11 protein-coding genes are annotated in these 11,801 nt (G+C 67.4%); 1 reads left to right on the top strand and 10 read right to left on the bottom strand.

Annotated features, from left to right (window positions below):
• Positions 1–32 precede the first annotated feature (32 nt).
• Positions 33–1,043, top strand: coding sequence for a C-terminal binding protein (locus ACWPN7_RS03965; RefSeq protein WP_459196714.1), 1,011 nt, complete (start codon positions 33–35; stop codon positions 1,041–1,043).
• Positions 1,044–1,053: 10 nt separating this feature from the next.
• Here the strand turns inward: ACWPN7_RS03965 and ACWPN7_RS03960 are convergent, their stop codons facing one another.
• The 10 genes from ACWPN7_RS03960 to ACWPN7_RS03915 all read right to left on the bottom strand — a co-directional run bounded on the left by ACWPN7_RS03960 (position 1,054) and on the right by ACWPN7_RS03915 (position 11,764).
• On the bottom strand, positions 1,054–2,124 hold the full coding sequence (locus tag ACWPN7_RS03960; protein WP_459196713.1) for a malate/lactate/ureidoglycolate dehydrogenase: 1,071 nt from the start codon (positions 2,122–2,124) through the stop codon (positions 1,054–1,056).
• 2 nt (positions 2,125–2,126) lie between these two features.
• The gene (locus tag ACWPN7_RS03955) at positions 2,127–3,368 is read right to left on the bottom strand and encodes a threonine synthase (protein ID WP_459196712.1); all 1,242 of its coding nucleotides are present in this window, start codon (positions 3,366–3,368) and stop codon (positions 2,127–2,129) included.
• Positions 3,369–3,521: 153 nt separating this feature from the next.
• Entirely contained in the window at positions 3,522–4,418 is an 897-nt protein-coding gene (locus ACWPN7_RS03950) for an ABC transporter permease (RefSeq protein WP_459196711.1), read from the bottom strand.
• On the bottom strand, positions 4,415–5,263 hold the full coding sequence (locus tag ACWPN7_RS03945; protein WP_051658229.1) for an ABC transporter ATP-binding protein: 849 nt from the start codon (positions 5,261–5,263) through the stop codon (positions 4,415–4,417). Before ACWPN7_RS03945 ends, ACWPN7_RS03950 begins: the two co-directional genes overlap by 4 nt.
• A gap of 4 nt (positions 5,264–5,267) precedes the next feature.
• On the bottom strand, positions 5,268–6,290 hold the full coding sequence (locus ACWPN7_RS03940; protein WP_040134249.1) for an ABC transporter substrate-binding protein: 1,023 nt from the start codon (positions 6,288–6,290) through the stop codon (positions 5,268–5,270).
• Positions 6,291–6,501: 211 nt separating this feature from the next.
• The gene (locus tag ACWPN7_RS03935) at positions 6,502–7,404 is read right to left on the bottom strand and encodes a TauD/TfdA dioxygenase family protein (protein WP_451994007.1); all 903 of its coding nucleotides are present in this window, start codon (positions 7,402–7,404) and stop codon (positions 6,502–6,504) included.
• A gap of 64 nt (positions 7,405–7,468) precedes the next feature.
• Positions 7,469–7,666: a hypothetical protein gene (locus ACWPN7_RS03930; RefSeq protein ID WP_451994009.1), complete on the bottom strand. Its 198-nt coding sequence runs from the start codon at positions 7,664–7,666 to the stop codon at positions 7,469–7,471.
• A 3-nt stretch (positions 7,667–7,669) separates the two neighbouring features.
• The gene (locus ACWPN7_RS03925; RefSeq protein ID WP_456526660.1) at positions 7,670–8,653 is read right to left on the bottom strand and encodes an ABC transporter substrate-binding protein; all 984 of its coding nucleotides are present in this window, start codon (positions 8,651–8,653) and stop codon (positions 7,670–7,672) included.
• Between the two features lie 320 nt (positions 8,654–8,973).
• On the bottom strand, positions 8,974–10,230 hold the full coding sequence (locus tag ACWPN7_RS03920; RefSeq protein WP_492273120.1) for an efflux RND transporter periplasmic adaptor subunit: 1,257 nt from the start codon (positions 10,228–10,230) through the stop codon (positions 8,974–8,976).
• Between the two features lie 28 nt (positions 10,231–10,258).
• Positions 10,259–11,764: a TolC family protein gene (locus ACWPN7_RS03915; protein WP_247881715.1), complete on the bottom strand. Its 1,506-nt coding sequence runs from the start codon at positions 11,762–11,764 to the stop codon at positions 10,259–10,261.
• Positions 11,765–11,801 lie beyond the last annotated feature (37 nt).

The raw sequence follows: 11,801 nt of genomic DNA, 5'->3' as shown, positions 1-11,801 counted from the left end.
TTCCCCTCGACCATCAGGACCCGGACCGCAGAATGACCATGGGCAAGCGTGCACCCTTCGTCGTCGGAATCACCGACCACATGATCCCTCCGCCGGACCTGGAGGCGGCGGTTCTGGACGGCTGTGCCGAGGTGGATTTCCTCGACACCCGCCGCGAGGAGGATCTGGACCCGGAGCGTCTGGCCCGGCTGGACGCGCTGCTGGTGTGGAGCACCCGCATCGGCCCGGCGACGGTGGCCAAGCTGCCGCGCTGCCGCATCGTCGTGCGGTTCGGGGTCGGCTACGACAAGGTCGACGTGGCGGCGCTGGAGGCCGCGGGCATTCCCTTCTGCAACAACCCGGACTACGGGACGGAGGAGGTGGCCGACCACGCCGTCTCCCTGCTGCTCTCCCTGCAGCGCCGCCTGTGGGAGCATGACGCCCGCGCCCGCGGCTACAGCACGACGTGGCAGGCCAACACACTGACCCCGCTGCGGCGGTCGAGTGCGGCGACGGTCGGCGTCGTCGGCGTGGGGCGGATCGGCACGGCGGTGGTGAACCGGCTGAAGCCCTTCGGCCACCGCATCCTCGGCTACGATCCGCAGCAGCCCGCCGGGCACGAGAAGGCGGTCGGCTATCGCCGCGTCCGCCGGCTGGACGAGTTGCTGGCCGAATCCGACATCGTGACCTTCCATTGCCCGCTGACGCCGGAGACCCGCGGCCTGATCGACGCGGACTTCCTGGCGAAGCTGAAGCCCGGCGCCCTGCTGGTCAACACGGCGCGCGGCGAGATGTTCGCCGGGCTGGACCCGCTGGAGGCGGCGCTGCGCAGCGGCCAAATCGCCGCGGTGGGGACGGACGTGCTGCCGACCGAACCGCCCGCCCCTCACCCGCTGCTGGACGCTTGGCGCCGGCGGGAACCCTGGCTGGAAGGCCGTCTCGTGGTCACGCCGCACAACGCCTTCCATTCCGAAGAGGCCGCGGTCGAGATGCGCCGCAACGCCGCCGAGACCGCCCGCCTGTTCCTGGAGGACGGGGTTCTGCGCAACCGCATCCTGCCCTGACCCCACCCGGTCAGGCCCCCAGGAAGGCCGGAACGTCGAGACCGAGCGCGCCCCCGATCCCGTGCAGGGCGCGCACGGTGTCGGGGTCGAGCGTGATGCCGTGCTCAGCGGCCAACACCCGGCTCCGCCGCTCCGGCCCGCCGGGCACCAGCACGCCGTCACCGCCCGGCACCGGCGGGGTGTCCTGGATGTGGTCCAGCACCGCATCGGTCAACGCCTGCCAGCCGCTGTTCTCCGCTCCGGACACCCGCGCCGGGTCGATCAGGAACGCCAGCGCGTTGTTCACCACCCGCCCCGGACGCAGGTTCTCCGGCAGGGCCGGCAGCCCGCCGGCCAAGGCCCCGGCGAGAATCTCGCAGGCGAGCGCCAGCCCGTAGCCCTTATGCCCGCCAAAGGGCAGGATGGCGCCGGTCGGGTCGCGGAACATCACGCCGGGGTCGCGCGTCGGCGCGCCCCGCTCATCGATCAGCAGGCCGTCGGCGACCTCCTTCCCGGAAGCCGCGGCGACACGGCACTTGTTGGCCGCCACCGCGCTGGTCGCGAAATCCAGCAGGAAGGGCGGATGGCCCGGCGTGGCGGGAACGGCGATGCAGATGGGGTTGGTGCCCAGCCGCGGCCGCCCGCCACCATGGGGTGCGGCCAGCGGACGGCTGACCACGTTGACGAAGAAGACCCCGATCAAGCCGGCCGCGATGCACTGCTCGCCGTAGGAGCCGACCCGCCCGATGTGGTGGGCGTTGCGCAGGGCGAGCACACAGGCCCCGCCGGCCTTGGCCCGCGCGATGGCGAGGTCCGTCGCCTCCCGCGCGATCACCTGCCCATAGCCGACATCCCCCTCCACCACCAGGAACGGCGCCTCGTCGCGGACGACGCGGGCGTGCCGGTTGGGTTGCAGGTGGCCCAGTTCCAGGCTCTTCGCGTAGACGGCGATCTGGCACACGCCGTGGCTGGCGTGGCCGGTCGCGTCGGAGTCCACGAGGTTGGCGGCGACGTTGGCCGCCTCCTCCGGGCTGCTGCCGGACCGTTGCAGAATGGCGTCCACAAGGGCCACCAGACGGTCCGCCGCGTAAGGACCATTCATCCTCAGAACACCGAATAGTCGATGGGCTGGTGACGGTCGAGCGTCCGGTGGACGGGCGGCAGCGGGTACTTCAGCCCGGTCGCGCAGTTGAACAGCACGGCGCGCTCGTCGCGGCCCACCCGCCCGTCGGCCAGCGCCTGCTTGTAGGCGGCATAGGTGGCGGCGCCCTCCGGGCAGAGCAGGAAGCCCTCCGCCCGCGCCGCCTCGTCCAGGGCCGCCTGGATGGCCTCGTCGGGCACGGCGACGGCGAAGCCGCCGCTCTCCCGCACGGCGCGCAGGATCAGGAAGTCGCCGACCGCTTGCGGCACCCGGATGCCGGACGCGATGGTGTGGGCGTCCTGCCAGCGCGGCGCGTGCTCTTCCCCGGCCTCGTAGGCGCGGACCATCGGGGCGCAGCCGGCGGCCTGCACGGCAACCATGCGCGGGCGCTTGGAGCCGATGAAGCCGATGGCCTCCAGTTCGGCGAAGGCCTTCCACATGCCGATCAGGCCGGTGCCGCCACCGGTCGGGTAGAAGATGACGTCCGGCACCTCCCAGCCGAGCTGCTCGGCCAGTTCCAGACCCATGGTCTTCTTGCCCTCGATGCGGTAGGGCTCCTTCAGGGTGGAGACATCGAACCAGCCGGCCTTGGCCTTGCCCTCCCCCACGATTTTGCCGCAGTCGTCGATCAGCCCGTTGACGCGGTAGACCGTGGCGCCCTGGAGTTCGATCTCGGAGACGTTGACCTCCGGCGTGTCCTCCGGACAGAAGATCGTCGTCTTGATGCCGGCCCGCGTCGCGTAGGCGGCCAGCGCTGCGCCGGCGTTGCCGTTGGTCGGCATGGCCATGTGCTTGATTCCGAAGGCCTTCGCCATGGACACCGCCATGACCAACCCGCGCGCCTTGAAGGAGCCGGTGGGCAGACGCCCCTCGTCCTTCAACAGCAGTTCCGCCGCCCCCAGCTTGGCGGCGAGCTTGGGCAGCGCGACCAGCGGGGTCACCGCCTCGCCCAGGCTGACGATGTCCTGCACCCGGCGCACCGGCAGCAGCTCGCGGTAGCGCCACAAATCCTGCGGGCGTTCGGCCAGTGCGTCCTTGGTCAGCGCGCCGCGCACCCCCTCAAGGTCGTAGCGGACCAGCAGCGGCTTGCCGGCCTTGGACAGGTTGTGGACGGTGTCGGCCTCGTACCGCTCGCCGGTGTAGGCGCATTCCAGATGCGTGACGAAGGTCGGGCGCTCGGTGGTCAGGTTGCTGTCGAAAGGCACGGATGGATTTCCTTGCTGAAGGCTCACGTCAATTCCCTCTCCCCTCCGGGGAGAGGGTTAGGGTGAGGGGGATGCGCGGTTTGGTGCGTTCGGCAAAAGCGCAACCCCCTCACCCGGCCCTTCGGGCCACCCTCTCCCCAGAGGGGAGAGGGCTTATCGGACCATGCCCCACTTGCGGACGGTGTGGGTCTCGATCCAGCGGAAGACGACGTTCTCGACGACGAGGCCGATCAGGATGACGGTGACGAGGCCGGCGAACACCTTGTCGATGTACAGCTCGTTGCGGTTCTGGAAGATGAACCAGCCCAGCCCGCCCTTGCCCGACGAGACGCCGAACACCAGTTCCGCCGCGATCAGCGTGCGCCAAGCGAAGGCCCAGCCGACCTTCAGCCCGGTCAGGATGGCCGGAAAGGCCGCCGGGATCAGCATGGTGACGACGTAGCGGATGCCGCTCAGCCCGTAATTACGCCCGGCCATGCGCAGCGTTTCCGACACCGAGGTGAAGCCGGCGTGGGTGTTCAGCGCCAGCGGCCACAGCACGGCGTGGACCAGAACGAAGGTCAGGCTGACCGCGCCCAGCCCGAACCACAGCATGGCGATGGGCAGCAGTGCGATGGCCGGCAGCGGGTTGAACATCGAGGTCAGGGTGGACAGCACGTCATTGCCGATGCGCGTGGACACCGCGAAGCTGGTCAGCAGCACGGCCAGCACCACGGCGATGACGTAGCCCTTCAGCAGAACCGAGAGCGACACCCAGGCCATCGACAGCAGGTTCTCCCGCCAGATCGCCTCCCACAGGGCCGCGACGGTGGCGGTGAAGGTGGGGAACATCAGCGGGTTGTTCTGCCACGTCGCGGCGACCTGCCAGAGCAGCGCCACCGTGGCCAGAACGGCGAAGCGGCGGAGCGCGGTGATGTTGCCGATCCGCTCCCACAGGGACAGCGGGCGGGCCACGTCGCCGATCGGCCCGGTGGTGGCGACCGTCCGTTCATACTCCGGGCGGACGGGCGGCACGCGGCGGCCCTGTGGGGCCAGGGACAGGCCGGTCATGACGGCAGCCCCTTCACCGTTTCCACCTCGTCGGCGAACAGCATGGTGTGGATGCGCTGGGCGGTGTCCTGGAACGCCGGGCTGCCCACCGCGAAATGGTCGTAGCCGTCGCAGTTCAGCTCCGCCTTCACCTGACCGGGATGCGGCGACAGCACCAGGATGCGCGAACCGACGACCAGCGCCTCCTCGATGGAGTGGGTGACGAACAGGACGGTGAAGCGCAGATCGTCCCAGAGCTGGAGCAGCTCCTCCTGCATCTTGCGGCGGGTCAGCGCGTCCAGCGCCGCGAAGGGTTCGTCCATCAGCAGGATGTCCGGCTCCATCGCCATGGCGCGGGCGATGGCGACGCGCTGCTTCATCCCGCCCGACAGCATGTGCGGGTGCACGTCGGCAAACTTGGACAGGTTCACCCGCGCGATGCAGTCCAGCGCCTTCTCCTCGGCCTCCCGGCGCGACGCCTTGCCGCTGGCGAGCAGCGGAAACATGACGTTCTGCTTCACCGTCTTCCAGGGGGGCAGCTGGTCGAACTCCTGGAACACCATCATGCGGTCCGGCCCCGGCCCGGTCACTGTGCGGCCGTTCAGGCGGATGGCGCCCTCCACCGGCTGGAGGAAGCCGCCCACCGCCTTCAGCAGCGAAGACTTGCCGCAGCCGGACGGCCCCAGCAGGACGTAGCGTTCCGCCTGGAACACCTGGAAATCGACCCGGTAGGTCGCAGTCACCAGATGGCGGCGCGTCTTGTACTGGAGCGTCACGCCGGACACGTCCAGCAGCGGGCGTTCGGACACGCTGGCGGTGCCCACGCTCTCGGTGTCCACGCTGGCGGGATAGGTGAAGGCGTTCATCGGATCAGCTCCCGGTTTCGCCGTGCAGGTCTTCGAAGAACAGGTCCTTCCAGGAGGCAGGCTTGTTCTTCATGGCGCCGACCTTGTGCATGAAGTCGGCGAAAGCCCCGACGCGGGCGGGGGCGACGGTGAACTGGTTGTCCGGGTCGTCGAGGATGCTGACGACGAAGGCCTTGTCGAGGTCGCCCCGGTTCTGCGCCAGATAGATGTCCGCCGCCGCGGAATGGTCGGCGTTGATGACGTCCATCGCCTCCTTCAGCGCGCCGAGGAAGGCCTGATAGGTCTTGGGATTCTTGGTCCGGAAGGCTTCCTTTGCCCAGATTAGGTTGAAGGTGTGCGGCCCGCCCAGCACGTCGTAGGAGCTGAAGACCTTGTGGATCTTCGGATCGCGCAGCTGCTGGTACTGGAACGGCGGACCGGAGATGTGGCCGGTGATCTCCGACGAGCCGGACAGCAGGGCGGCGGTGGCGTCGGGATGCGGCAGCGAGACGGTCAGCTTGTCGAGCGCGTCGAACTTGCCCTCCCCGAACTCCTTCTCCACGGCCATCTGGAGGACGCGGGCCTGGACGCCGACCTTCACCGCCGGCAGGGCAATCTTGTCCTTGTCGGTGAAGTCCTTGAGCGTCTTGACGGTCGGGTTGGTGGTGGTCAGGAACAGCGGCATGCTGTTCAGGGCGGCGATGGCCTTGACGTTGGCGTTGCCCTTGGTGCGGTCCCAGATGGTCAGCAGCGGACCGACGCCCGCCGACCCCAGATCGATGCTGTCCGACAGCAGCGCGTCGTTCATCGCGGCGCCGCCGGAGAGCTGCACCCACTCCACGGTGACGTCGAGACCCAGCTCTTTGCCGTGCTTCTCGATCAGCTTCTGGTGGCGCAGCACATGCAGCGGCAGATAGCCCAGCCCGTATTGTTCGGCGATCCGTATCCGGCCTTCCGCCGCCGCCGGACCGGCCAGCGCTGCGGCGGCAAGCCCCAGCCCGGCCAAGGCGCAGAGCGCGTGACGGATGACACGTCCAGGGTGGAACATACGAACCTCCGAAAATTTTACCTAATCTCTAGTAGGAAAATGACATCATGATTCCACGAATGATTCAACAGCGAAAATAGACAATATATACATATATATCATGTTATTTATGCACGAAAGAGAATCGCGAAACCCGCGCCAGCCCGCCGGTTCCGCGATCCTCCGGTCCGGCACGGAGGGCGTGAACCCCCATGCCGGACCCGGCAGGATGTCAGGCGGCGAGGCTCGGCTTGCGGCCAAGCACGCGGGTCACGCTGGGACGGCCATCGACGCCGACCACCACATCGCCGGCCACCGTCGTGCGGCGGACGACGCGGGGACGGTCGCCGTAGTCGTCGACGGCGCGGTGGATGGTGGCGCGGTTGTCCCAGATCGCCACGTCGCCCGGCGACCAGTGCCAGCGCACCGTGTTTTCCGGACGGGTGGCGTGGTCGGTGAAGATGCCGATCAGCCGGTTGGAATCGGAGGTGCCAAAGCCGACCAGCCGTTGCAGGAAATGCCCGACCAGCAGGGTGCGCTCGCCGGTGACCGAGTGCACGGAGACCAGCGGATGCTCCGTCTCGTAAACGGTGGAGGTGAAGACCTCGTTGAAGCGCTTCAGCCCGTCCTCACGGACGTTCCCGCGGTCGCCCACGTAATCGTACTGGTTGGTGTGGATCGCCCGCAGCTTGTCGGCCAACTCGCGCAACGGCTCCGGCAGTTCGGCGTAGGCCGCCGCCGTGTTGCCCCACAGCGTGTCGCCGCCGCGGTCCGGCAGTTCATGCGGGCGCAGGATGGTGATGCTGGGGTAATCGCCGAGGAAGGTGATGTCGGCGTGCCAGGAACTGGCGCGTTCCCCGCGGGAGCCGTCCACATCCAGGATGCCTTCGGTCCCGCCGAGCGACGGCACGGTCGGATGGCCGACCAGCTTGCCCCACAGCCGTCCGAAGGCTTCCTGCCGGACGTCGTCGATGTGGTGCTGATCGCGGACGAAGATCACCTTGTACTCATAGACGGCGTCCTGGATCGCCTTCAGCACCGCCGGGTGCAGATCGCCGGACAGGGTGACGCCGCGCAGTTCGGCGCCGATGTTGCCGTTGATGGGCTTGATGTCGAAACCGCTGGGAAGGCTCATCGGACAGACTCCTGTGGGAAGGAAGGGATGGAGAGGCGGGCAGGAGGGCGGAGAGCGGCCGGCGTCATGCGGCGTGGAACCAGGCGAGCAGCGCGACGGCGCCGAAGGCCAGCAGCACGAAGGCCACCGAAAGGGTGTGCAAAAGCCGGAGGTCGAGCGACGGATCGGTCTCGCCGGGATCGGACATCAGCAGCCACAGCGCCATGGCCTCGGGAAACGGCAGGCAGACCAACTCCTCCGGCGGTTCACGGTCGCTGCTCATGGATCAGCTCCCCGTTTCGCTGTGCAGGATCGGAAGGGTGTAGTCCTTCCATGAGGCCGGCTTGGTCTTGATCGAGCCGATGCGGTGCATGTAGTCGGCGATCACACCGGTGTTGTGGGGGATCTGGGAGTAGCTGATGTCCGGGTTGTTGAGCAGCGCCACGACTTCGTCCTGGGTCAGTTTGCTGCGCTCTTCCGCCAGATAGATGCGGGCGGCCTCGGTCTTGTCGCGCTTGATGAGCGCGAAGCCGTCACCCATCGCCTTCACCACGGCGGCGGTGAGCTTCGGGTTCTCGTCGTAGAATCTCTGCGTGGTGTAGCTCAGCACCAGCGTCGCCTCGCCGATGACGTCGCGCGAATTGAAGATGCGGTGGACGTTCGGGTGGGCGAGTTGGAGGGTGCCGTAGGTCGGCGTGGTGACGTGGCCGGTGATTTCCGTCTTGCCGGACACCAGGGCCGCGGTGGCGTCCGGCGGGCTGAGCGGCGTGGTCAGCGCTTCGAAATCGTAATGGTGCCCCGGCCCGAACTCCTTCTCCGCGGCGATCTGAAGAACGACCGAGTTGATCGAGACCTTCACCGCCGGCACGGCGATGCGGTCCTTGTCGGTCAGGTCGCGGATGCTGCGGACGTTGGGGTTGTTGCTGTTGATCCAGAAGGCGGAGGAGTCCAGGCCCGAAATGGCCTTCACGCCGATGCCGCCCCGCGTCCGGTCCCAGGCCGCCAGAAGCGGCGAGATGCCGGCCGAGACGATCTGGGCGTTGCCGCTCAGCAGAGCGTCGTTGGCGGCCACGCCGCCGTTCAGAACGAGCCAGTTGATCTTGACCGGCCCGATTCCCTCCGCCGCAGCGTATTTTTCGATCAGCCCGTGGTTCTTGGCGACCATCAGCGGCAGGTAGCTCAGCCCGTACTGGATGGCGATGGTCAGGTCCGTCGCCTCGGCCCGCGCGCCACCGGACGAGAGGAGGGCCACACCCGCCGCCAGGGTCATGCCGAGGAAAGCCCGTCTTGCGGTGGACCCAACCCGTTTCACACCCGCTGCCATCGAAGCCTCCCGAAATAGCATCGCCAAGGTTGATTTTCACCTCGATCACACCAATCCGAGAGCAGCCTGTCAAACAAAATCTACTTAACTAGTAGATTTTGAAAATCTAAAAATACTGAATTTTTATGTTAATAATGCCATGGGGGTTTGGAACGGCATCGCTCTTATGAGGGCGCTCGAGCCGCCTCAGCGTGGCGTCATGTCCTCATGCACGCCGCGCCGTGAGACCTGACGCAGCCTTGGCGATTTGCCCAATCGGCCATCGGTCAGCGCACGAGCAGCCTGTCCTTTTCCTGCAGTCCATCCAGCACCTCGACACCATCCTCCGTGGGCCGTCCCAGTATGACCCGCGTCTTGCGCGGCTGCTCCGTCCGTGGATCGAGAACCATCACGAACGGTCCCTGGCCATCCTTCGACAGAGCCTCCGGGGAAACCACGAGCGCGTTCGGCTTCTCGTACACCATGATCGTGACGACGGACGACATGCCGACGCGCATGCGCTGCGCCTGCTCGTCGGTCGGGGTGATGTCGACTTTGATCTCGAAGAGCGCCCCCTGCCCCGACGTGGGCGGCAACGCCTGGGCCGAGACATGGGCGATCCGGCCGTTGATGGCGGCGTTGCCGAAACTCTCGCCGGTGACCTCCACCGCCTGACCGACACGCAGACGGTTGATGTCCGCCTCGTCCACTTTGGCCGTCACCACCAGCCGCTCCACATCGGCAACGGTGAACAGCGACTGGCCCCGGGACAGCCGCGCGCCAATGTCCAGGGGCGGCTGGAGGGCTTGACTGGATGGAGTCTGGATCGGGCGCAGGATGATGCCGGACACAGGGGCTTCGATCGCCGTGCGGTCACGCTGCTCCTGATACTCCGCCACCCGGGCCTGCGCGTTCTTCAGCTCCAGTTCGGCGATCTCCCGATGGGACTGGCCACCCCTGTCCAGAACGGTCTTCAGCTCCTGTTCCGCCGCCTCAAGCTGGATCTTCAGGGTTGCCGTCTGTTGCACCTGGGTTTCCCATTCCATCCGCGGCACGATCCCCTGATCGAGCAGAAGCCGCGTTTCGGCCGCTTTGCGGCGGCTGTCGTCGAGCGCCAGCTTCGCCGCGGCCACGCCGCGCCGCGCGCGGGAGACCTCTGCACCGGCGGCCCAACCCTTCAACTCGTCCACCGCCCGGCTGGCCCGCAGGAGCCCAACCTGAGCCTCTCGCAGCCTCACATCCAGTTCCGCCGTGTCCATGACCAGCAGCACCGCCCCATGACCGACATGGCCACCGTATTCAAAGCGCTTTTCCTTGATCGAACCATCGAAGGGCACCACGACGTTGACGGTCGTCCCCGGCTCCACGACGCCGACCACGCTGATTCGCGAGACCAAGGGCTTGGCGGTCACCACGACGATGCGGGGTTGGCCGGAGTCGGCGGGACCGGCCACCGTTGACCAGACGCCCGAACCGACCACAGCCACCGCGGCAACGCCAGCCGATGCGGCCAAAAAGGCGGCGCGGCGCCAGGAAAGACGCATCCGGCGGTCCGGGACATCACTCGGGCCGCTAGTCATTGATGGAGATTTGCCAGGTATCAAGCGTCGTCCCCAATTGCTGGTCCAGAATGGTCAGCGCGTTCAGGTAGGCGATCACCGCGGACAGCAGGGCGTTCTCGGCATTTCTGAGGTCCGCTTCGAAGCTCAGCACCTGAAAGTTCGAGGATCGGCCCACCTTCAGCTTCTGATTCTCCACGTCGATCTTCCGGCGCGCCAGATCACGGGACCGGCGCGCCAGTTCGAGCTGCCGCCAGCGGGTCTGCGCGTTGCGGACGGCGTCCCGGACCTCCTTCTCGATCCGCTGGCGAAGCGCCTCCAACCGCAGTTCGGCCTCGCGCCATGCCACGTTGGCCCCCACCTCCGCCTGCTCCAGCGACAGGTCGCCCAGCGGCACGACGAGTTGCAGCCCGCCATAGACACCGCTGTCCCGCGCCCGGCCCAGCGGAGCGCGCGTCCGTCCCAGATTGGCCCCCCCGATGGCCGCGAGATCCCATTGGCGCTGGTTGCGCGCAACCGCCAGGGTGATTTTGCTCCGTTCGATGGCGAGAAGTTGGGCCAGATGCTCCGGCTGGTTGTCGAAGGCGATGACCAGGGCCTTTTCCACGTCGATCCGCATCGCGCGGGACTCCAGCGTGTCCATTGCGCTGATGTCCGTGCTGGCGCTGACCGCCAATACGCCCAGAAGCGCCAGCCGGGCGCCGTCCAGCTGGTTGGCGGCTTCCTCGACCGCGTATTCCTGGGCCGCCACGTCCGCCTCGTTCTGCACCAGCTCGACCTCGGCCATGCGCCCGGCCCGGATCAGGGAGCGGCTGACATCCAGCAGGTCGCGCGAGCGTTTGAATGACTCCCGCGCGATCCGCAGCTGTTCCCGCGCCCTCAGAAACTCCCGGTAGGTGAGGATGACCTCGCTCACGGTGCGCGACACGGTGAGTTTGAGCTGAAGGCGGTTGATCTGCTCGTCGATGCGGGCGATGCGCACCGACGCGGTGTTCACCTCGATGCCGCCATCCCGCAGGAGCGGCTGGATCACCGCCAGGTTGAGGGCCGATGAAAAGGTGGACGCCCCGCCGTCCCGGACATGGCTGGTGGGGGCGGCAAGAACGATCTGCGTCCCCAACGGCGTCGTCATGTCGATGATGGGGGTGATGTCGGCGCTGCGGGAACCGAGGCCGTTCGCCCGGCGGGCGATGGCCGTGCCCGACACCGTTAAACGCGGCGAGAACTTGTCCTCCGCCACCCTCAGATCGAACTTCTGTGATATCCGCTGCAAATAGGCGCTCTTGATCGTCCGGTTGTCCCGCAGGGCAAGAGCCACCGCGTCGGGAAGCGTCAGCGCGATGGTGGGACCGTCGGGAGTTGCCGGCGGCGCCAGGGTCACTCCGCCATGCGGCTCCTGGGCTCGAGTCCGAACCGGAGACTGAGCCTCGGCCGACGGACCGGAGAGAAGCCAGACGCCGCTCGCCATGAGCATGACGGCGATCTTCCGGGCAAGCCGGCGGCAGGCGCTCTGCATCATGAAAGGAAGCCGACCTTCAACCCAGGAGAGATAAACA

Source organism: Azospirillum sp. UENF 312511 (assembly GCF_058780635.1).
The sequence above is the reverse complement of the archived record's forward strand: the minus strand, read 5'-3'. Positions and strand labels throughout refer to the sequence as shown.